Origin of the sequence: Actinomadura rupiterrae (genome assembly GCF_024172125.1) — a bacterium.
GTDB lineage: Bacteria > Actinomycetota > Actinomycetes > Streptosporangiales > Streptosporangiaceae > Spirillospora > Spirillospora rupiterrae.
Genome location: NZ_JAMZEA010000004.1, coordinates 82,992 through 103,953, shown reverse-complemented (window position 1 = coordinate 103,953; position 20,962 = coordinate 82,992). Strand labels below are relative to the sequence as shown.

Annotated in this window: 22 protein-coding genes; 11 read left to right on the top strand and 11 right to left on the bottom strand. The window is 66.6% G+C overall.

Annotated elements, in window-relative coordinates:
- Window positions 1-675: 675 nt before the first annotated feature.
- Both FHU30_RS47035 and FHU30_RS13485 read right to left on the bottom strand, forming a co-directional pair.
- Window positions 676-1,368 carry an RICIN domain-containing protein gene (locus tag FHU30_RS47035; protein WP_253875533.1) on the bottom strand — a complete coding sequence of 231 codons (693 nt, stop codon included), beginning with the start codon at window positions 1,366-1,368 and terminating at the stop codon, window positions 676-678.
- A 71-nt stretch (window positions 1,369-1,439) separates the two neighbouring features.
- Window positions 1,440-2,123 carry a helix-turn-helix domain-containing protein gene (locus FHU30_RS13485; RefSeq protein ID WP_253875531.1) on the bottom strand — a complete coding sequence of 228 codons (684 nt, stop codon included), beginning with the start codon at window positions 2,121-2,123 and terminating at the stop codon, window positions 1,440-1,442.
- Window positions 2,124-2,517: 394 nt separating this feature from the next.
- Here FHU30_RS13485 and FHU30_RS13480 point away from each other — a divergent pair, with 394 nt between their 5' ends.
- The 5 genes from FHU30_RS13480 (at window position 2,518) to FHU30_RS13465 (ending at window position 5,874) form a co-directional block, all read left to right on the top strand.
- Window positions 2,518-3,642: a radical SAM protein gene (locus tag FHU30_RS13480; RefSeq protein ID WP_253875529.1), complete on the top strand. Its 1,125-nt coding sequence runs from the start codon at window positions 2,518-2,520 to the stop codon at window positions 3,640-3,642.
- A complete protein-coding gene (locus FHU30_RS46030) occupies window positions 3,632-3,760 on the top strand; it encodes a hypothetical protein (RefSeq protein ID WP_301323122.1) in 129 nt (42 codons plus the stop codon). The genes FHU30_RS13480 and FHU30_RS46030 overlap by 11 nt, the downstream gene beginning before the upstream one ends.
- A 75-nt stretch (window positions 3,761-3,835) precedes the next feature.
- The gene (locus FHU30_RS13475; RefSeq protein WP_253875526.1) at window positions 3,836-4,612 is read left to right on the top strand and encodes a protein kinase family protein; all 777 of its coding nucleotides are present in this window, start codon (window positions 3,836-3,838) and stop codon (window positions 4,610-4,612) included.
- 55 nt (window positions 4,613-4,667) lie between these two features.
- Window positions 4,668-5,078, top strand: coding sequence for a hypothetical protein (locus FHU30_RS13470; protein WP_253875525.1), 411 nt, complete (start codon window positions 4,668-4,670; stop codon window positions 5,076-5,078).
- 313 nt (window positions 5,079-5,391) lie between these two features.
- Window positions 5,392-5,874 carry an ATP-binding protein gene (locus FHU30_RS13465; protein ID WP_253875523.1) on the top strand — a complete coding sequence of 161 codons (483 nt, stop codon included), beginning with the start codon at window positions 5,392-5,394 and terminating at the stop codon, window positions 5,872-5,874.
- A 278-nt stretch (window positions 5,875-6,152) separates the two neighbouring features.
- Here the strand turns inward: FHU30_RS13465 and FHU30_RS13460 are convergent, their stop codons facing one another.
- Window positions 6,153-6,764 carry a hypothetical protein gene (locus FHU30_RS13460; protein WP_253875521.1) on the bottom strand — a complete coding sequence of 204 codons (612 nt, stop codon included), beginning with the start codon at window positions 6,762-6,764 and terminating at the stop codon, window positions 6,153-6,155.
- A gap of 35 nt (window positions 6,765-6,799) precedes the next feature.
- On the bottom strand, window positions 6,800-8,116 hold the full coding sequence (gene hisS / locus FHU30_RS13455) for a histidine--tRNA ligase (protein WP_253875520.1): 1,317 nt from the start codon (window positions 8,114-8,116) through the stop codon (window positions 6,800-6,802).
- A 298-nt stretch (window positions 8,117-8,414) separates the two neighbouring features.
- Here hisS and FHU30_RS13450 point away from each other — a divergent pair, with 298 nt between their 5' ends.
- The gene (locus tag FHU30_RS13450) at window positions 8,415-8,639 is read left to right on the top strand and encodes a hypothetical protein (protein WP_253875519.1); all 225 of its coding nucleotides are present in this window, start codon (window positions 8,415-8,417) and stop codon (window positions 8,637-8,639) included.
- A gap of 524 nt (window positions 8,640-9,163) precedes the next feature.
- On the opposite strand, the gene FHU30_RS13445 is transcribed toward FHU30_RS13450, so the two are convergent.
- The 3 genes from FHU30_RS13445 to FHU30_RS13435 all read right to left on the bottom strand — a co-directional run bounded on the left by FHU30_RS13445 (window position 9,164) and on the right by FHU30_RS13435 (window position 11,304).
- Entirely contained in the window at window positions 9,164-9,982 is an 819-nt protein-coding gene (locus FHU30_RS13445) for an alpha/beta fold hydrolase (protein WP_253875517.1), read from the bottom strand.
- A 410-nt stretch (window positions 9,983-10,392) separates the two neighbouring features.
- Window positions 10,393-10,602, bottom strand: coding sequence for a hypothetical protein (locus tag FHU30_RS13440; protein WP_253875515.1), 210 nt, complete (start codon window positions 10,600-10,602; stop codon window positions 10,393-10,395).
- 381 nt (window positions 10,603-10,983) lie between these two features.
- Window positions 10,984-11,304 carry a hypothetical protein gene (locus FHU30_RS13435; RefSeq protein WP_253875513.1) on the bottom strand — a complete coding sequence of 107 codons (321 nt, stop codon included), beginning with the start codon at window positions 11,302-11,304 and terminating at the stop codon, window positions 10,984-10,986.
- A gap of 506 nt (window positions 11,305-11,810) precedes the next feature.
- Between FHU30_RS13435 and FHU30_RS13430 the strand changes: the two genes are divergently transcribed.
- The gene (locus tag FHU30_RS13430; RefSeq protein ID WP_301323157.1) at window positions 11,811-12,290 is read left to right on the top strand and encodes a YrhB domain-containing protein; all 480 of its coding nucleotides are present in this window, start codon (window positions 11,811-11,813) and stop codon (window positions 12,288-12,290) included.
- 174 nt (window positions 12,291-12,464) lie between these two features.
- Window positions 12,465-12,965 (top strand): hypothetical protein, encoded by a 501-nt coding sequence (locus FHU30_RS13425; protein WP_253875508.1) that lies wholly within the window; start codon window positions 12,465-12,467, stop codon window positions 12,963-12,965.
- Window positions 12,966-13,184: 219 nt separating this feature from the next.
- Here FHU30_RS13425 and FHU30_RS13420 read toward each other — a convergent pair whose 3' ends face one another.
- Window positions 13,185-13,421 (bottom strand): hypothetical protein, encoded by a 237-nt coding sequence (locus FHU30_RS13420; RefSeq protein ID WP_253875504.1) that lies wholly within the window; start codon window positions 13,419-13,421, stop codon window positions 13,185-13,187.
- A gap of 320 nt (window positions 13,422-13,741) precedes the next feature.
- On the opposite strand from FHU30_RS13420, the gene FHU30_RS13415 reads away from it, so the two are divergent.
- Window positions 13,742-14,161, top strand: a complete 420-nt coding sequence (locus FHU30_RS13415) for a hypothetical protein (protein ID WP_253875502.1) — start codon at window positions 13,742-13,744, stop codon at window positions 14,159-14,161.
- Between the two features lie 489 nt (window positions 14,162-14,650).
- On the opposite strand, the gene FHU30_RS13410 is transcribed toward FHU30_RS13415, so the two are convergent.
- Window positions 14,651-14,932, bottom strand: a complete 282-nt coding sequence (locus FHU30_RS13410; protein ID WP_253875499.1) for a hypothetical protein — start codon at window positions 14,930-14,932, stop codon at window positions 14,651-14,653.
- Window positions 14,902-15,408 carry a tetratricopeptide repeat protein gene (locus FHU30_RS13405; protein WP_253875496.1) on the bottom strand — a complete coding sequence of 169 codons (507 nt, stop codon included), beginning with the start codon at window positions 15,406-15,408 and terminating at the stop codon, window positions 14,902-14,904. The genes FHU30_RS13410 and FHU30_RS13405 overlap by 31 nt, the downstream gene beginning before the upstream one ends.
- A 988-nt stretch (window positions 15,409-16,396) precedes the next feature.
- Between FHU30_RS13405 and FHU30_RS13400 the strand changes: the two genes are divergently transcribed.
- Window positions 16,397-18,445 carry a hypothetical protein gene (locus FHU30_RS13400; RefSeq protein WP_253875494.1) on the top strand — a complete coding sequence of 683 codons (2,049 nt, stop codon included), beginning with the start codon at window positions 16,397-16,399 and terminating at the stop codon, window positions 18,443-18,445.
- A gap of 1 nt (window position 18,446) precedes the next feature.
- Here the strand turns inward: FHU30_RS13400 and FHU30_RS13395 are convergent.
- A protein-coding gene (locus FHU30_RS13395) for an IS3 family transposase (protein ID WP_372503897.1) occupies window positions 18,447-19,570 on the bottom strand; the annotation gives its coding sequence in 2 pieces (ribosomal slippage) (window positions 18,447-19,351 and window positions 19,351-19,570; 1,125 coding nt in all).
- A 212-nt stretch (window positions 19,571-19,782) separates the two neighbouring features.
- Between FHU30_RS13395 and FHU30_RS13390 the strand changes: the two genes are divergently transcribed.
- A complete protein-coding gene (locus FHU30_RS13390; RefSeq protein ID WP_253875492.1) occupies window positions 19,783-20,679 on the top strand; it encodes a LamG domain-containing protein in 897 nt (298 codons plus the stop codon).
- Window positions 20,680-20,962 lie beyond the last annotated feature (283 nt).

Here is a 20,962-nt window from a genome sequence, read left to right as displayed (position 1 = left end):
CCACACGCTTCCGAGCAGTCGGCTTCAGCGACGACTCAAATGCGCAACCTCGGCCATGCAGCCCAGCCATCTATCCCGTACAGCGCACGCCGCTACTAGATGACCTAGGAAGGCAGGGCCGGGAGAAAACAGCCCCTGAAGGCCCGGCGGAACCGGAACGGCCCCGGAATCCAGAGCTGACCAGGGCGGATGCGGGTCACCGAGCAGACATGGAGCAGGCACGGGGACAAAAGGGGATGAAGCGACGTCGGGTGAACGCGCCGGTGGCTGCGTTTGCACAGGTCAGGCGTGGTTGGTCGCGTGAAACTCGAACCCACAACCTACGGATTAAAAGATCCGGGCCACCGTATCGCTGGGACCGTCGCCGTGCCGGGATGTGTTGCCGTGTCCGCGTACGTGCCCCTTTGTGTGCCGCCCCGTGTCGCCGTCTGATGTCCGCTACCGCAACCACCGAGCGACCACGGAGCGACCACGGCACCCCGGGGGCGCATCCCGCGCCCCGGATGGCGGTTTGTGTCAGTGGAATGGGGGCCTTGGTCGGCGAGGTCAGCGAGGCCGTCCAGGAGTTGGTCGGCGGGGACTTGCCGGATCTGGCGCGACGAGGCCCCGGCCACCAACGGCCGGGGGCCCGTGGTGATCACGCTTTGGTGCACAGGCGGCTGGGCGGGTGGCGGTTCACCACAACCACTGCTGGTTGCGTTGGCTGCTGCCGAGGTCGTGCCAGAGCTGTACGGGCCACTGCTGGGAGCCCGCGTAGTTGAGGTCGGCGTCCAGGGCGTCGGCCGTGCCGATCCCCAGCATCACGTCCCGGTAGCCGGTCAGGTTGTAGATCGGGCCCCACAATGCGGTAGCGATGGAGCTGGTGCCCCATCGCTGGTTCTGTTGCGCGTCCAGGCATGTCCAGGTCTGGACCCTGTCGCCGTTGTGGGTGATGTTGTTGGCGTCGGCGTCGAGGCAGAGTCCGTTGTAGCGGTTGACGAACTTGTACCAGTGGCCGGGGAATCCGGCGCCGTCTACCTCGTACATGTCCCACAGCTGGTCGGTTCTGTCCCCGCAGTAGTCGGTGTAGGCCTGGTAGCCGCTGATGTTTCCTCTGGCGGTCAGGCAGCCCCCTGTGATTTTGACGTCCCACCCATAGGCGCCGATGTAGGAGCCGAGGCCGCTTGGGGATGCTTGCTTCGGGGCGACCCGCCGCCCATCCGGCAGCGCGACCGGTGCCGGTTTGGTGTACTCGGTGTGCTGGCGGAGCCCGGGCGGGTGCGGCAGCGCCGGCTTCGGTGTGCTGGTGGACGCCTGAGTGGGAACGGGGACCGCGAGAGCCGCAACGGCGGCAAGGGCCGTTGCCGTCGCACGTAGTCCAAGGTTCACGGGGTGCCTCCTCAGCCTTGAGGATCAACGTCGACAGGAGTCTGTTGCCGGAACGTTCGGCTGTCCCTCCTTTAGGCCCAGCCCCTAATTGCTTGACAATGCCGGGCGCCAGTTCGGCACCCCGGGACGTACATGAGCTGGCAGAGCATCACGAGCGGCGGTGTGACGAGGTGGTCCTGGCGGAGGCGGAGAACCGTTTCGTCGAGTTGATCCATCTGGTCTTCGGTGACGGTGCCTTGGGCGAGGGTCCGGTCCATCCACTTCCGGACGTGTTCGACCTCGGCGAGGAGGTCGGCGACGGGGTGGGCCGGACTGCGCAGGTAGCGATAGAAGAGCGCGGCAGGAGCTGCATCGCTGCCAACGGGTGATGTGATCTCGCGGGCAACCGGTACGACCGGAGCGGTCTCTTCGTCGCCGTAGTCGGCGGCGAAGCCGAGTCGGATTGAGTTGGATTTGTACAACCGTGCGAGCTGGTCGATCGTCTCAACGAGCGGTCGGGAGCGACCGTTCTCCCATGAGTTGAGTAGGTCGATGTTCGCCTTGGGCGCGGGGAGGTTTTCGCGGGCACAGAGCCGGGCCAGTTCCTCGATGGCGGCGGAGGCGGTCCAACCCCGTGCGAGCCGGTGGGCTTTGAGGTAGCTGACTCCACAGCAGTCGTGGATTGCTTGGACGGTTTGCCACGATGACATGCCTTCCCGCTCGGCCCGTTCGCGCCACGTCTTCGCGCAGGACGGCCGGTGCTCTCCTCGGGCCATGTTGCCTCCGGCTCGGGATGTCCGCCTGACAGCAGCGTAGGCCGCCCCGGCCGTCCGGTCTTGGCATGTCCACAGGTGGCGACCGTTTCCGTCTCGTGGACGCGGATTGGGGGACGGAATTTCGCGCAGGCGGTGCGGATCCGGCGAACTCGCGTTGTCGACGCGATTGGCAGGCGCTGCGGTGAGCGCCACAGTTCAGGCGTCGTTCACAACGAACGTGTCTTCTGGGAGCGGTCGATGATTCAGGGAACCAACGCGGCGGTGGCCTTGATGGCCCTGCTCTTCATGGTGTCAGGAAGCGCGGTCGCGATCGCGCTGCTGGTTCGGGTCGTGATGGTGCAGCCTCGACATGTCCACCAAATCGGAAGGCACCGCCGGGGGAGGAGGTCGCACGGTGCATGAGTTGGTGATTGCCCCCTTCCTGGACGATTTCTATGTTCTGCGTCCCGGACGAAACGGCGGGTTGAAGATCCCGTATCGCAAGTACGCCGAGCTTCGGCAGGCCGTCGCCGCCGGGCTTCCGGTCCCGGGTTGGCTTGCCCGGGCCGCGCGAGAGGCCTGGCAGCTCGACCTGTCGGAGCGGCAGGCGGCGGGTGTCCTGTTGGCCCGGTCGGTCTCGCCTCTGGCTTATGGGCGCGCGTCGTATGAGCTGAATCTCGGCTGTAACTACGACTGCAAGATGTGCTACCTCGGGCTGAAGAAGTTCGAGGGCCTGGCCTGGGACGACCGCGTCCTGGTCCTGGAGGCGATGCGGAACGCCGGAGTGGTGTGGTGTCAGCTCACTGGTGGCGAGCCGATGATCGACCGGCTGTTCGTTCCGGTCTACGAGCACGCCTGGGACCTGGGCATGATGCTCGATGTCCTGACGAACGGCTCGCGACTAGCGTCACCGCTCGTCTTGGACAGCTTGACCAAACGCCGGCCGCACAAGGTGACGCTCAGCCTGTACGGGGCAACGGCCGACACCTATGACGGGCTCACTCAGCGGCGCGGCGCCTTTCGCCGGTTCATGCGCGGGTTGCGCGCGGCCATCGAGGCTGAGCTGCCGCTCGACCTGTCGCTGATCATCACCAAGGACAACGTCCACGAGGTCGAACAGATGCAAGGACTGGCTGATCGATTCGGCCTGCGCTACCGCGAGTACTCGGCGATCTCGCCGACGATCCGCGGTGGGGCGGAGAGCCTGCCGAGCCAGTCCCCGGAGTACCTGACCAACCGTCGTCCCTTCACCGGCTGCGATGCCGGGCACACCTCGTTCCATGTCGACCCGCTCGGCCGGGCGTCCATCTGCAAGATCGGTCGCGAACCGAACATCCTCCTGCACATCGAAGGGGCGGACGGGCTCAAGCGTCTCGGCGCCATCGCCGATCAACTTCTCAAACGACAAGGCGGATGCACCGGTTGCACCCTGGCCGGGAACTGCGCCACTTGCATGCCCTTGGCGGCCCTCTACCGCAAGGCCCAAGCCCCGCTGGCGACCTACTGCCAGCACCGAGAAAGGAGTCCGAATGCAGGTTGACCTCCAACCGGCGCCGCCCGTGCTGACCGACGAGGAGGAGATCGTGTTCATCCAGGACATGGACACGATCGCCTCGCCCGACGCGATGCTCGGGTGCGGCGACGACAACCCGTACTGATCCCGATCACACCCGGCGCGGCCCACACCCTGCGAGGGAGGGGCCGCGCCGGGACCCCGCCCATAAGGTTCCGCAATGAACAAGCGACACACCTGGCAGGACGTCCGCGACCTCATCGAAGCCCGAACCGGCCCCATCCGGCGCGCCGAGCCGGTGAGCCAGGGACGCAACGCGGAGATCGCGGTCGTCGTCTACACCGACCAAGGCACATGCTTTGTCAAAGGCATGCGAGAGGACCATCCCCGCGCATGGACCCAGCATCGCGAGCAGCAGGTGAACCCCCACGTTCTCTCGGTCTCCCCGCAATTGCTGTGGTCGCAGCAGGCTGACGGCTGGCACCTGCTCGGCTTCGAATACATCCCAGGGCGCCCCGTCGACTACACGCCTGGGTCGCTGGACCTTCCCAAGCTGATCGCGACCCTCGACCGCCTCCAGCGGATTCCCGCACCGCCGATAGAGCTCAAGGACGCACGCCAACGCTGGGCCGCGTACTCGGACAAGGCCGCCTTGTTCGCCGGCGATCGGCTCCTGCACACCGAGTGGACACCCACCAACGTCTTGATCACCGACGACAACGCCTGGCTCGTCGACTGGGCCTGGCCGACGGCAGGCGCCGACTGGATCGACCCGGCCTGCCTGATCGTGTGGCTCGTCTCCGCAGGGCACACCCCGCAGCAGGCCGAGGCCCAGGTCTCTGCTCTCCCGTCCTGGCGCCACGCACCGGACGAGGCGGTGACCGAGTTCGCCCGTGTACAGGCCCAGATGTGGCGAGGAATCGCCGAAAGCGATGGGCACCGCTGGGCGGAAGACCTCGCCGCCGCCGCCCGTGCCTGGACCGAACACCGAACCTAGGAATGCCCCCACCATGGGAACTACAGAGCCGCCGATTCACCCCACGTGCGAACTCATGTCGCCAGACGGGCAGCCGATTCCGGTCGACATTGACATGGTCCCGGTCATCCAGGCGCTTTGGCGCGGTGGTTACCGGACGCTGGGCTGCTGCCAGGACTCCGGCGAATACGCCGCAGCCGCCCGCGCCGCCAAGCCGAACCGCCCACCCACCGGCCACGCCGGATACCTGGAGTACTACCGCGGCTGGGCCTGGCTGAAGATGCCGGTGCCTGACACCATCCGCCTGGTCAACATCCTCGCCCGCACCGCACTTGGCCCGGCTGTGACATCTCGGTGGCAGCACGGATCGTGGCGCATCGACGTCCCGCTCCTCTACGAGCCCGAGCAAGGCACCGCCTTGTCTGAGTCCGCTCGCATCTACCTGCCCCGCGAACAGCTCCTGACGCTCGCGTACGCCCTGACGTAATCCCTGCGGGACGGCTGAGCCCAGGCCCTCCGGGATCTGGTGCCGACAAATGCCCGAACGTTCACACGCCCTCAACCGACTACGAAGAGCAGCATCCCGCTCACCGAAAGGCGATGTATGCAGAACTGGAATGCCACTTCCAAGGCGCACTACCGGACCTGAGTCGCGCCTTCCGGAGCTGCTGAATAGTCCCACCTGCTGGTGGCCCCATCCCCCAGCGTGTGAACGGGGGTAGATGTCCGGTCGATACGCCCGTGGCAAGTAGGTACCGGTGACCGCTTGGTAGGTGGGATAGGAAGGAGGAACACCGAGGATGAAGTGTCTCAAGCACACGCCGGGTTCGGCGGCGGAGTTTCTGTGGGGATCGGAGGAGATGCGATGGCGCCGCACCTATGCGGGCCGACCCGAGCAAGCCCGGGCGGCCCGCGAGTTTGCGCGGACGTTGTTCTCTGGCGCGTTGTGCGTGGACGTGGCCGAGTTCATCGTGAGAGAGCTGGTCGCGAACACCATTCGGCACACGCGCTCAGGCAAGGCGGGCGGCTGGTTCGGTCTGGAGGTCGTCTATGACGACCCTGCCTACGTCGCGGTCGTTGACTTGGGTGGTGGAGGGATCCCGATCGTCAAGACGCCGGACGAGTTCGCCGAGAGTGGCCGCGGCCTTTATGCGGTGGCCAGATTGGCCGAGCGGTACGGGATCGAGCGCACCATCCGCCAGGGGCACAAGGTCTGGGCCGAGTTCCACCTCGACAAGCCGCTCGCCGACCTCTTCGAACTGGAGATCCCGCCTGTCTCGTAGGAAGGGACCAGCCTGTCCCTAACAGGCTGGTCCCGACCACAGCGTACGGGAGACGGAGTCTAGGGACCCGTCCATTCCGTCGTATCGGACGGAATGGGCGGGGCCTCACATTACCGGGTGGGACGGTTGCGGGCCCCCGGGCAGCCGTCCCGCCCCTTTCCTCCTCGGCCCTCTTCACTGCGGCGGGCTACATCGGTTCCATGCGTCGAGAGCTAACTCGGCGACCTGAACGAATCGGCCGGACAAGGGTGACCACTCCCGGCCCGGCTCAGGCTCGTTCAGCCGTCCAGGTAGAGGAGCGCTGTGATGGTCTTCTTGCAGATATCGCAATGCATGGGCGCTTCCTCGCTGGCGAGGTCGGCTTCCACGGTGGTGATGCGGTCGATGACGCCGGTGTTCTGTTCGGCGACGAACGCGGCGTGCCAGCGGGTGGTGTTGTCGGCGAGGTCGGCGACGTAGCGGGCGGTCATTTCGTAGAAGGCCCGGACGCCGTGCTGCTTCATGTAGCCCCAGTTGAACTCCAGGGACCGCAGTGCGATGGGGAACGGGTGCGATACCAGGCCCTTGGCCCAGCGCTCGGTCATGTCCTGGGTGTCCAGGCGTGCCGCTCGTTGGTCCAGGACGGTCCACATGCCGGACGCGTCGTATTCGTCGGTGACCTCGGCCAGCAGCCGCTGGGCGGCCTCCAGGTTCGCCGCTTTGCGTGCGAACAGATCCAATGCCTGGACGGCGGCCGGCCCGTCGGGGTCTTTGCGGGCGGTGTCGATGTGGGCTTTGAGCTGGACCGCGAATGCCGCTTCCCAGGAGAGGTGTTCGCCGAAGGTCGCCCATGGGTCGGGGAAGCCTCGCTCGGCGACGGCGGCGAACACGCGTTCGGCCTGCACACCCATAGCCAGCCTCGCTTTTCGATTGTCGGCAGGGGCACCTACATCCTGAGTTGGGAGTCCAGGGCTGTGAAGAGGTCGCTGACCGAAACCCGACTTTGATCGCCGGACTCCATGTCCCGAATCGTGACCGCGTGGTCGGCGTGCTCGGTGTCGCCCTGGAGCAGCGCGAAGCGCGCCCGGCGGTCGGCCGCCCATTTCAGCTGCTTGCCCAGTTTGCGGGTGGTGCCCAGGAACACCTCGGTCCGCCAGCCCGCGGTGCGGAGTTGCTGGGCGAAGCCGAGCGCATCGGAGGCGTAGTCCTCGTTCATGATCGTGACGGCGACGTCGATCCGGTCGGCCTGGTCGTCGGTGTCGATGAGCGCGCCGATGATCCGCTCGACGCCGAGGGAGATGCCGCAGGCGGTGACATCAGGTCCGCCCATGGCCTGGATCAGGTGGTCGTAGCGGCCGCCGGAGGCGATCGAGCCGGGCATGCCGGGGGCGACCACTTCCCAGATCGCGCCGGTGTAGTAGTCCAGGCCGCGGACCAGGTTCGGCGCGAACCGCAGACGGCTCTGGCCCACGTGCGGGCCGGCCAGCTCCAGCAGCCGGTCCACCTCGGCCAGGCCCTCGGCGCCGTCGGGGTTGTCCTTCAGCGCGGTGCGCATCCGGTCGACCGCGTCGTCGGCGGTGACGTCGTTGACCAGGTTCTCGGCGGTGGCCGCTTCCAGACCGCGGGCCTGGACCAATTCGGCGGCCACCGACGCCGGAGTCTGCTTGTCGAGCTTGTCCAAAGTGATCAGCGCACCCGCCGCCTGCTCGGCGGGGACGCCGTAGACCTGCATCAGGCCGGTCAGCGCCTTGCGGCTGTTGACCAGGATGGTGAACTCGGCAACTCCCATCGCGTCCAGTGCGTCGGCCCCGGCGCACACCACCTCGGCCTCCACCAGCGGGGACGAGGACCCGACGATGTCGATGTCGCACTGGGTGAACTCACGGAAGCGTCCCTTGCCCGGCCGGTCGGCCCGCCACACCGGTCCGATCACATACCGCTTGTAAGGGCTGGGCAGGCGGCTGCCGTAGGCGGCGACCACACGCGCCAAGGGGACGGTCTGGTCGTAGCGCAGGGCCATGTCGGCCTCGCCGGACTCCTCATGGACCCCCCGCTTAAGGATCTTGAAGATGAGCTTGTCGCCCTCGTCGCCATACTTGCCCATCAAGGTTTCCAGGCGCTCGAACGCCGGAGTCTGCAGCGGCTCGAACCCGTACCGCTCGAACACCTGCCGCGCTGCATGGAACACCCGCTCCCGCTGGCGCAGGTCGGCGGCGAGGAAGTCCCGCGTGCCCGACGGCGGCTCGAACTGCTGCGATGCCATGGAAATCCTCTTCTAGCCGAACGTGTCCTGGAAGACCTCCAACGTAATGGAGTTGAGGCGGTGATACGTGGAATCCGAGCCGGTTCGGGCTGGGCTCATGGAAGTGCGATTCAGGACGTACCAAGGCCCCTCACCCTGGAGATCTTCGCGCTTATGACGGCGAGATGTCGCAGATGAGGCGGCTGGTTCTGGTGCCTTGACCTTGGGGCTGGAGGTGTTGGTGGATGTCGGTCGGTTCGCCCGTGGTACATCGGTGACTGCCTACGGGCTGCGTGGTGAGGTCCGTACGGTCATTGGCATGGCGGGTGAACGGCGGGACCTCCAGCACGGCGGGCCGGGCTGGACGGTGAACTCGGTGTCGGTGGTGATCGGCTCGGTGGTGCAAGGCCGCGACATCACCGTGCAGCTGCCGCCCCAGGTGCCTTCCGGGCTCAACAGGTGGCGGGCCCCGGCGGCCGGGTTCGTCGGCCGCGCCGGCGTGTTGGCCGACCTGCTGGAGGTCCTGGCGCCCGCCCCCGGCTAGCACGCTCACCCGAGCCCGCTTGCTCGTGCGACGGCAGCCGAGGCGGGGGCGGGTGTGCCGGAGGGCGGGCAGACGGGCGTCGTGCTGCTGGCTGCGGCGGTCGCCGGGCTGGGCGGCATCGGCAAGACCGAACCGGCGGTCCAGGCCGTCCACCACGCGCTGAACAACGGCTGGTTTCGGGGCGAGGTGCTGCCGATCGTCCTGCACGGCTGGCCCCCTCACCCATTGGGCTCACCACCGCGTAGGCGGTGGCGAACCTGCTGCGCGGACTGGGCGGGCACGAGGCGTATCGCTGTCTCGATCCCGGGAGCGCTGCCGGCAGTGCTGCGGCGATCGTTCTTGGAGGCGCTTCACCACGAGGCGTCCTTCGCGACTCCCGCAGTCCGGACCAGCAGACCGGTTCTGGTGAGGATGTGCCGTTGCCGGAGCAGTGACTGGGGCGCGGTGGGTGTACAGGGCCGCATCAGGGAACGCCTTGTCCCCCTGATGGATCCACCCTTTAGCCGAGTTTGCGCGCGTTTGTCTCACTCGGGTTGTCGGCCGGTCGGCTGGAGTGCCAGCGTGTCGAGGAATGCTCGCACCGTTGCGGCGAATCCGGTGGGATCGGTTTCGTGGACGGTGTGCCCGGTCGCGAGCTGGGCGAGGTGGGTGTGGGGACGGCGGGTGGTCATCGCCTTGGCGTGGGCTTCGGTGAGGACGTCGCTTTGGGTGCCGTGGACGAGGAGGGCCGGGCAGTCGGTGGCGAGCCAATCTTCCCAGTGGTCGCCCATGAGCCGGCCGTGGGAGGTGACCATGTCCTGTGGGCGGAAGGCCAATCCCCAGCCGTCGGGGTATTCGCGGATGGCGTCGGTCAAGTAGCGGGCCGAACCTCCGAGTTGTTCGACCAGGGCGGTGCGGGTGGGTGCCCGGTGCGGCCAGGTCAGGCAGAAGGACAGGTCGTTGTCGACCTCGGCGCCGATGTCCTCGATGATGAGCGCGCTGACCAGGTCGGGACGGCGTGCGGCGAGCTGGTAGGCGTTGACACCGCCGAGTGAGTGGCCGAGCACCACCGTCTGGCTGAGGCCGAGGTGGGCGACGAGCGCGGCGGCGTCATGGACGTAGCCTTCCCGGGAGTAGTCCGGGCCTCTGTCGGAGAAGCCGTGTCCACGCTGATCGGGGGCCACGACCCGCCAGTCGGGAGCCAGCGCCTGCGCCAGCTTGGCGAAGGTGCGGCCCTGGTTGAAGTGGCCGTGCAATGCAAGCAGGGGCCGGCCCGAGCCGCCGAAGTCGAGGTAGGACAGGCGACGGCCATCCACCGTCATGGCGGCGCGTGCCGGTTCGGACTGCCGAGACAGCGAGATCATGAAGGTCAGCCTGCCACCCGGACGGTGCCTCGCAGAACCCACCGACCTTCCCCCCAGCTTGGGTGGGGGCCGGTGGTCGGTCCGGGGCTGTCCAGTAAAGTGCGACAGAGCCGAAAACCGTACAGTCCCCGTCGGCCGAGCCGGCGAAGGCGTCACGGTAGGGCAGGGGCGAGGTGGGTTCCGCTGGGATCTGGCCGAGCCAGGAGCCGCCGGAGGCCGGGACGATGTTGGCGGTGGGGAACTCGGACTTGAGCTGCTGCCAGATTTCGTCGGTGCCGCTCGGGTCGGGGAGCGGCTCAGGCGCGTTCGAGGAAGGCATGGCGCGGTCCTAGTAGCAGGGTGCGGGTGAAGGCATGCCAGGTCGGGCAGGCTGGCTCTGCTCCGGCGCGCGGCCGGGGGTGAGCGGGTGGTCATGAGCGGAGGCCGGTGGCGAGCATGTGCCGCTCGATCATGACGGCGGCGGCCGCGTCGTCCTGACCGTTCCGGCGCAAGATTCCGGCGAGTGCGTCCATCGCCTCGATCCGCACCGATGCGGCACCGGCCTGTTCGGCCAACTCCAGTGCCCGCCGCAGATCATCCATGGCGTCGAGCCAGGCGAGGCGCACGGCTGCTTCCTTCACCTCTACGTAGGTACCCGCCTTGGCCTTGCGGTGGCGCCCGCCCTCCAGGGCGGGCGAGGGGCCGGCCCCCGAACCGCCCAAGAGCCCACACATCTCCCAGGACGACCGCTCCACCACGGCACCCAGAGCTCAAAGCCCTCCCAGACAAGCTTCCCGAAGCCCGGCAAACCCTCACTGGACCGCCGCCACCGCGCTCTGGGAGGGGGTGGGGACGAGCCGTCGCTCCGCAAGCAGGCCGACTGGTCCGGCGCCCGGCGGCATGCCAACACCCGACTGGGGTCATGACGCACGTTGGCCGAACCGATCACCAGTTCCCAGACTGCCACGCGGACAAGCCACCGGAAGCTGATGCCGGCCCGTCAACGGCCTGCATCAGCGGGCCTATTTACTGCACACGACCCGTCGAAATTCCGCTACAGACGAGACATGGGCCGTCGCGGCCTTGAACGAACCGGGAGGGTTGTAGAAGTACAAGACGGTACCGGGCGCGAGGTTCGCCAGGCTGTCTTGAGTGAAGTCCACGGCGACGGTGGTCGCGGAGTTACCCGCGTACGCGGCGAGGTTGAAATCGCGATACTCGCGAAGAAGGTTCGGGTCTCCGTCTCGTACCCAGCCGTTCCCTCCCGCCGCGAGCGGCCACGTGCTGAAGTCCCGAACCGGACCGGAATGACGCCATCGGATCTTCGTGTCGTCGTCGCGCACGTCCAGCTCCGCTTTGTCCACCGAACTCCGACAGACCTGCACGACTCCGATGAGCTCGCCCGTGCTCGCTCTTGATATGCCGGTGAATCCGACTCGCGCGGGGGTGCATCCCGCAATGAACAGAGAGGGGGTGAGTGCGCACAGGGCCAGTATGATGCGCCGACAGTGACCGATCAGCGCCTGTTGCCTCCATCCTTCAGACCGGCACCCCGCTCGAACGAGTTACCGCAACTGGTTCCGTTGACCGGGGCCTGGCCGAAGTACATCAAGGGGAAGGCCAACGGTCCCAGTCAGACCTTTGATGCATCATCCACCCCCACCGGTAAGCTCGCGAACTTCTGCGCCCCCCACCGGCCCGCGGACCGCCACGAGACAAAGCAGTAGCCAACCACGCGAGCCCTGCCGAAGATGAGCAGATGATCGACAGAGACCATGCCGTCCGCCTCATCGAGCAGCTATAGCAAGGCGACCAGGACAAGCCCTTCCTCGGAGGGCAACCGCCCCACCTGGCCATCACCGGCGTGACCGAACATCGTCTCGGATGGATCATCCATTACCAGAGCCAGGCCTACCTCCACAGCGGCCACATCCGCGACATGCTCGTCCCGAACCCTCCCTACCTGGTCGACGGCCACGACGGCAGCATCCACGGCATCCCGGCCCCCGACTATGCAGCCGGGCTATGGGAACAGGACTATGAGCAACGCATCAAACCCGCACACACCATCGAGCACGACCCATGGGACGACGTGCCGTTCGCGGCCGAGCTACGCCAGGCCCTGGACCAGGACGGACGGATCGCCGCGATCCGCCTCCTTCGGCACCGCGCCCCGACCCTCACCATGACCCAAGCCGCAGACTTCGTGACCGCAGTCGCCGCCGGCGAACGCCCCTCACCCACTCTGCTAGACCAGGCCAGATCACCCGAACCGCACTGCCCCCGCTGGGGATATGGACCATCACCGGCCAGCCCCCAACCACCATGAAGCCATAACGCCCCCGCCCCCACGCCGCCCGTAGGGCGCGGTGCGATGGCGCCTGAACCGCCTCCAGACAGAGCCGAACACCTGTGACCAGACCGTCTCCCGTGACCGCCGGACTGCCGCGGGGCAAGACCAAGCCTGCTTGTACGCCGATGACACAGCTGCCACAGTGCACAGATGGCGGAGCTGCTGGGGGACAAGCGTAGATTCGCCGTCGAGGTCGGAGACCGAGACGGCCCGGCGCTGCGGCAGGTGGATCTGTGGGTTGCTGATCAATGGGTGACGTGTGAAGACAACAGGGTCTTCGTCGAACAGTTCCGCCACGACCTCGCACGCACGGCAGCCGGGATCGGCTCCGCAGAACACCTGCCCCCAACGCTCGTCGGTCTGTCTCCCACCGCCACTCACCGCCGGCTTGCCATCGGGACCAGGAACGGCGAGCAGGAGTACGAGCGGTTCGGGTTCTTTCACCGCTGGGGATGGGGACCCACAACCGACAACGTGACGTCCTTCCTCTGGCAGCATGACCACCACCTGGTAGTCACGGTGGAGTTCTGGCGGAAGGACCACCTGCTCGCACACCCCGAGCACGCCGGAACCGTCTTCGTCGCCGAGCTCCCAGCCGCCGAGCTCGCACAGATCCTGGCGGAGGCGGTCACTACCCTCAGTGAAGATTAAGGCGCATCGGTCACATGACGGCCGCAGCGAAGCCGTCTGCAGATCTCAGGCATGGATGTCATCCGGGTGTAGGCGTTGCGCCTCGTCATGGCGCGTGGCGGCGGCGCTGCGCTGCGGGCTCAGACCCGCCTCAAAACAGCCCTGCAGTCACTACCCCGGAGACGACGAACTGAGATGCAGAACTCCGCAGCGACAGCGCCTCGAAGGCGCGGCCCCCTTTCAGGAAGTGGAGAGGTCGACCTGTGGCTTGAGGAATCGGTCCCAGATCTGCGCCTTGCGGTATGGCCCGGAGCCGTCAGCTTGATACTGGGGTCGGTCGAAGGTGACCCAGTACTTCAGTTCGCCCGGCCGGGCCTGGTCGTGTTGAACCGGCTCAGGTGGGAGGAACCAGTCGATGGTGGCCGGGAACTCAGCTAGCCAAGGCCCTGCCCATGTCTGGCCGTGGATGACCGTCACTCGGGTTCCCGCGGCGAGCGCCTGCGACGGCCACGGGCCAGTGGGTGAGCCGCCGAGAACCTGCCCGGTGGCTTCCCAGTCGCGACCGTCAGGTGACGCGAGGCGCGACTCTCCAGACGCTCGCCCATTCTCCATGCAGCCCATCTTCATACAGCCCGATCTCCTGGCCAAGGCTCCAACATCGTCGGAGCAGTGCGGGGGAGCGTTGGCACTGGATGCGACTCTTCCGCAGCACTCTCACCAAGCCGGCCAGATCCTCCCTGGGCACGAGCCGCACCAAACCCGAAACGAGGATGCCGCCGCCCTTGCGATCATGCGGGATGCACTGTGACATCTGCGGCTCAGCAACGCTCCGCGAACTCGAACCCACCACACCCGCCGGAGGAGACTGGTACGCCTGCGCCAACTGCCTGGCCACCTTCATCGTGAACCTCGACGAACACTACGTAGGACGGCCGCCCTACATGCCCATCAACGACCGATGGTGCAGCGTCGAGGAAACCCACGGCCCGGCGACCATCACCCACGCCTCCATCGGCAACAACACCACCCTGTGCGGCCTGAACACAGCGACGTTCCAAGGACAAGCCCACTCCTGGTCTCCGCACGGGCCCGAGGCATGCAACGACTGCCACCAGGTCGCCCTGCGAGTGGACGCCCTCTGGCCGCTCGACAAGCGCGGCCGAGCAGACCGGCCCAGGACCCGCATTGCCACACCCTCGACAACGACCATGCCCTGAAACAGCCCACCCCCGCGAGCAAGGAGTCCACCGCCATCTTCGATAAGGACGCGCGACGGGGATGCCGCTTCCGTGAGGTTGTGACTACTGCAGGCCGGTCTCGTCCAGCCGTCTGAGTTCGTCCTGAAAGACAGCTTGCGCGCCGAGGACACCCGCCACCCCTACCTCGCCTGCGGGCACGAAACATCAGCATCACTCTGCGTCGGTCACCGGTCGAGCAACGCCCGCTACAAGGACACCCCTGAACCGAGCCGACGCCAGCCCGAAACCCTGCACGACGATTCAGAGAGGCGCCGGGGCGTACTCGGGCAGCGAGCGAACAAACCCACCGACGGCTTCACATCGGCAACGACAGCACGACGTGCTGCCCGCCGATCATCTGTCTTGTCGGTCGTGAACGGCCATTACTCACCCAGGCCTCAACCCCACTGACCAATACTGGATTCCGCCTGCTCACATAGCTGAGCGGCAACGGAACTGAGCATCGCCTCAGGACCCGGCAGAGGCCCGGCGGGACTGGACGACGGCGATCGCATCCTCGACCTGTCCAAGGCTGGCAAGAAGCCACGCCAACCTTGAAGCGCTGGCGGGAAGATGCGACCGAAGGACAGTAACGGCCTCGTCGAAGCGCCCAGCATCAATCAACAGATCGGCGACACCCTGAGCCACGTACCAGCTGTCGGCATCGGCGTGCGAGCCCGCCAACTCGAGCGCCTCGCCATGGCGGCCGCACGCGCCCATCAACGCCAGACGCAATGGGAAAAGTCCCACCAGGCGTCAGGGTGGCGCGCCTCGCACGCATCAAGGAACGCCAGCCCCTCACCGGCACGGTCCTGCTCGAGGTACATCACACACGCCAGATGGATACTCCAGTCGTCGCCGTGAGGAGATTCGGCGAGCATCCGAATCACCTCAAGCGCCTCCCCGGCCCGGCCATGCCGCTGCAGCAGCTGCGAAAGCTCCGCCGCGCTGTTCACCTCAAACGCGACCGAAGCATTAGGCGCTTCCCGGTACACCTCGATCGCACCGTCCAGATCACCGCGCGCCTCCAACAGCTCAGACAAGCACCGCGTCACCTCAACCAGCGGGGACACTTCGGCATAGGCGCGCAGCTCCTCCACCCGGCCGTGCCGCGCCAACAGATCCGCCAGCGGCTCGCGGCCACCCCCGGCCACGCTCTGCCGGGAACGCAGCAAAGCGATCGCCTCCTCAACCCGGCCTTGCCGCTCGCGGATCCCAGCGAGCAACTCGATCGCATTGGATGGCTTGATACGGCGTGCCTGCAGTTCGGAGAGTCGCAGCAGGGTTCACCCGCCTCGATACGCGCCTCCAGCAGCGTCGCGGCCTCACCGCCTCGGCCGGCGGCCTCAGCCGCCTCCACCGACACCTCGGCCAGGAACCAATCAACGAGGTGCGGGCTCAACAGACCGAATCCCTCGTCGGCTCGCCCATGCCGAGCCATCAGCCGACCGACGAACCGTTCACGCAGCGGCAGCTGCCGGCGTTGCGTTCTTCGTATGCGTCGCAGCCACAGATCGGTATCCCATCGGCCCTCACAGCCGTGGTTTGCGCTGCGCTGGTCAACCAAGGCCAGGCCGGCTTGTTGCCAGGACCGGCGGCGGCGCGGGTGCCGATGGACTCCATCAGATTGATGAGCTCCAGGCAGTCGCTGTACCTGCCCAGGCGGGGGGCACCGGACGAGCGGGCGGCCGCGCCGGTCGGCGACTCGGCGGATCCTCGTCGACGGTCCACAGGACTGCCCGAGTACGTCGCCCTTCTCTCGTCACGCCTTCGTGACCGCCGCCTTCCAAGGGCTGGCTGACATCCGTCACTGCGACCGGCCCTGCGGCTCAGGAACAGGCAGCGTTCCGTGGCCGGAGCGCGACTGAGATAAAAACGCGAACAGTTTGTGAGGGGAGTCACACCGCTCTCCCTAGTTGGTGACGGATTCGAGGTAAACCGATGCGCTAGCTAGCGCGTCTAGCGAAATGGTTCGACGTACGCAGCCTCACTCACAATGAGTAGTCAAGTATGCGTAAGGTTAGAAAGTTGATGACCTGGGCTTCCCCGGCGCTTATGTCTGGTTTATAACTGTCCGTGCGCATGGCGGGGATCTATGCGTGTGGAACGTCCGCGCTCAGATGACGCGGCTCGAACGTAGAGGGTTGCGTGGTGGCGGGGCGTGCTATCTCGCGGCTTCAGGCTGCACAAAAACACAGGTCACCGACCCGACGAGTGATCGCTGCCGCGCTGGCGGTGGTCACCACGTGTGGAGTCCTTCAAGGCTTGCCTCAAGCGTCGGCTCATGCCGACAGCGCAGATTCAGGGCCCCCGAAGGGGACCGCGCTGTGGGCCTCGGCAGAGGCACGACGTACCGGAAAGCCAGTCGAAGTATCGGCGCTGACCACCGACACATCAGTCACCGAGGCGAATCCCGACGGGGCCTACAAACTGACGATTTCGTCGATCCCGCAGCGGTTCCGGACCTCTGGCGGCGGCTGGCGTGCCATTGACACCTCGCTGAAGGCCGCAGCCGGCGGAGGCCTGGCCCCAGCGGCCAGTCCGGCTCAGGTGGTGTTCAGCAGCGGCGGCGACAACCGGCTGGTCCGCTTCTCCGACCACGGACGCTCGATGGAGCTGACCTGGCCAACGAAACTGCCCGCGCCGGTGGTGTCAGGCGACACCGCCGAGTACCGGGGCGTGCTGCCAGATGTCGATCTGCGGGTGACCGCGGACTACTCCGGCTTCTCAGAGGTGCTGGTCGTCAAAACCCCCGAAGCCGCACGCAATCCGGAACTGGCGAAAATCCGGTTCGGGGCGCGTACCGTCGGGGTCGGGTTGCGTTCGGACGGCTCCAACGGTGTGAACGCCGTGACCTCATCCGGCGAGACGGTCTTTCACGCCAACCAGCCGCTGATGTGGGACTCCACCAACGCAACGGCCCCCACTGCAGGCGGGACTGGGCAGGTCGCGCCGAAGGCGGCGGCCGCCGAGCCGCAGGACGCGCCGCAGGACAGGCCGCAGACCAAGCCGATGCAGACCCAGGTGGCGCCCGACGCGGTGACGGTGATCCCCGATCAGGCAATGCTCACCGACCCCAACACCAAGTTCCCGGTCTACGTGGACCCCACGTTCTCGCGAGGGCGTAAGCACTGGGCCTACATCGACGGGTCATCCGGCCTGCGCGACAACGTCTGCTACGACAACAGCTGCAAGCAGTCTGACGGGACGCCGTACCCGCCGCGGGCGGGCCGGTACAGCAGCGCGGGCGCGATCCGGTCGATGTTCGCGATGGACACCTCACCGCTGCCGACCGGCGCGAAGATCATCACCGGGGACTCCAACCAGAAGACGACCTTCTCCATCACCGGGACCTGGACGCCGCAGTGGTCGTGTAGCTACGAGGTGAACGTCGACCTGTACCTGGTGTCGGGGATCAACGGCAACGAGACCTGGAACAACTTCTCCGACTCCAGCCACTGGCAGTCGGTGAACAAGCAGGGGACGGCTTCTGGGTCGTTTGGGCATACCGGTTGCGGAGCTAAAAGCCTCACATGGAACATGACCGCCGCCGCCCAGAAGGCCGCGACCAACGGCTGGGACATCACCACGCTCGGACTGCGGACCCAGGTCGAAGACAACAGCGACCAGTGGATCCGGATGAAGCTCGACCCGAGCCTGACGATCTACTACAACCGGGCGCCGTCGGCTTCGCAGGTGACGGTCGAAGGCAAGGTCTGTTCGCGTGACCAGTCCAAGCCGACACTGATCGGTGCGCTGTCCAGCCGACAGGCTCCGAAGCTCAGCGCGCTGGTGAGCGACCCTGACGGCGACAGCATCGTCAAGACCGAGTTCAACTGGTGGAACAAGTCGGTGTCGCCGCCGCCGACCTCCCCTGGGGTCGGGTACGACACCACAGCACACACCAGTGGTGCCAGAGCCTACGTCAATGCCCCGCCTTCAGGAATGCTTCCCGACGCAGTGTGGGAGGTGTGGGTCCGCGACTATGACAAATGGGGCCAAGCCAACGGCGGGCTCAGCGCGTGGACCGGCCCGTGCTACTTCAAGCAGGACTCCACCAAACCCGACGTCCCCGCACCGACGATCACGGCAGCAAAGGACCCGGTCACCGGAGCTGACCCGGTCTACAGCCTTGACCCGTCGGTGTGGGCTGGTCAGCCCGGGAAGACCGGATACTTCACCTTCAGCCTTCCCGCCGGCGCCGGCAACGCCGATGTCGATCTGAGGGGCCTCGCGTTTTCCGGACACCTGCTTGATGGGTGATCTACGCGGCTTGCTGCCGGTCCAGGTACTCGTTGTGGACCTCCCATGGGGTCCGGTACCCGTTCGCGGAATGTAGCCTGCGTCGATTATAGAAGCCCTCGATGTAGCGCATGCACGCCCGGCGGGCCTTCGCGCGCGTGGCAAATACCATACGGTTCAGCCACTCGTTCTTCAACGCCCCGAAAAACGACTCGGCCAAGGCATTATCCCAACATACGCCCGTCCGGCCCACCGACCGGCGCATTCCATGCCCGGCCAGGTGCCGACCGAACTCGGCACTCATGTAATTCGACCCGCGATCGGAGTGGAAGACACATCCGGGCTCGATGTCGATGTTCCTTGCGGCCGCATCCAGGGCGTCGGTGAGCAGCGAGGTTTTGAAATGGTCGCCCATCGCCCACCCGACCACCATCTTGGAGTGGCAGTCGATCACCGTCGCGAGATACGCGAAGCCCTCCCAGGTGGGAATGTAGGTGACGTCCCCGACCAGCTTGGTGCCCGGCGCGGCGGCGGTGAAGTCGCGGCGGACCAGGTCGGGGACCGCGCCCGGGCCGTCGGCCCGGGTCGTGACCGGCCGCCACGGCCGCGGCTGCACCGACTCCAGACCCAGCTCGCGCATCAGCTGCCGGACCAGTTCCGGCGACACCCGAACACCCGACCGAGCCAGAACCGCATGCACCCGCCGATAGCCATAGGTCTGGTGGTTGGCCGCAAAGACCGCCTCGATCATCAACTTGAGCCGCTCGCGGCGTTCGCGGGTCGCCAAGGCCGGCCGCCGCCGCCACTCGTAGAACCCCGAGCGCGAAACATGCAGCCAGGCGCACATATCGATAATGCTGTGGTTGGCCTTCTCCGCGTCGATGAACTCGTACTTGGCGGTCACGGGTGTTCCCTGGCGAAGAAGGCCGCGGCTTTTTTCAGGAAGGCGTTCTCCTCGCGCAACCTCCGGTTCTCGCGTTCGAGTTGGAGTTCCCGCTCGGTCCTGCCCTCGCCCGGACCCGATGCGGCCTGCGTGTCGGCGCCGTGCGTCAGCCGATACGCCTTCACCCAGGATCCCAGGGTGGTCTCGTGCACATCCAGGTCTCGTGCCACATGGGTGATGGGCCGCGGACCGTCCAGCACCATCCGGACGGCCTCGTCCTTGAACTCCTGGGAGAAGTACCGCCGTTTACGCCTTGCCAATGACCTTCCTTCCGGTTCGTCCACAATCCTAGCTATGGACGTGTCCGGAAGATCCGGGGCACCTCAATCACTACCTGTGGTCTCTGGGCAGCGCCGCCCCCAACACTTCGGTAGCGGCCGGTACTGATGCCAACAAAACCTCCAAACCGGTCCCGGTGACGCCGTCGCAGTTCGGGCCGACCACCATCAACTTCGCGGCTGTGGACGCCATGGGCAACCGCGCCGATGCCGGCATCGCCACCTTCAACGTGGGGGATGTGTTCTGCCCCGCGGGTGCCGACGGAACGGTGCCCGACCTGTGCCCGCAGCGCGCGGCTGGCTTCTGGCGCATGGCCGATGGGAACGCGACCACCAGTGCGGACCTGTCGGGCAAGAACCATCCGCTGGTCCTTGGGGAGGGCACCGCCGCAGCACCGGGACGTTTCGGCGACACCGACGCGATCGGGTTCTCCACCGGCTGCGGCACAACGCAAACCACGGTCACCAACTGCAAGGGCAGCGACGACTCCACCGGCAGGGCGCCGGTGGTGAGCACCGATCAGAGCTTCACTGTGACCGCCTGGGTCAGGCTGCCGAGCCTGCCCGACCGCAACATGACCATCGTCAGCGAAACCGGCGACAACACCACAGGCTTCTCGCTTCGCTATGTGGTGGATCAAGGCCAGAAGTACTGGTCGTTCGAGATGGCCAACCCCGACGAGAAAAAGACCGGTTTCCAGGTCCGCCAGGCCCGCTCGAGCTTGGACCTCCCGCCCACCGACGCTTGGACCCACCTTGCGGGCGTGTACGACGCCACCGAGGACCAGCTGTACCTGTACATCAACGCACGCCCGGGGCCCGATGACCAAAGAACAGGGCCGGGGCCAATCAACCTGAGCGCAGGGTGGACCGCGGGAAGCCTCCAAATTGGCCGCTCGCGGTGGCCAGGCCCGTTCGCCGGAAACGATCTGGCCGGGCTGGTGTCAGACGTGCACCTCTACCCGTCGGCCTTCAACGGAACCAGTGCCGGCCTGGTCAAGGTGGACCAGGCCGGCACCGACGGCCACTTGTAACGCGCCGTCGGCCCTCGGCAGCTCGCCTCCGCGGGCTGCCGAGGGCGATCGGCGAACCCTGAACTTTGCATGTGACATCTCTTCCCTCGGAGTGTTGTGGTGCGTGGCTGGTTGAACAGCTCGTTTTGGCATGGCCGCCTGGCGGCTCGATTGGCGACGGTGACCTCGGTTGCGGTAGCGGCCTCGCTGGCCAGCGCGATGCCGCCGCCGGCGTTCGCCGACAAAGGCGGCGGCCGCCCCGACCCCCGCCGTGAGCATCCGGTGAAAACCCGCAAGGTCCCTT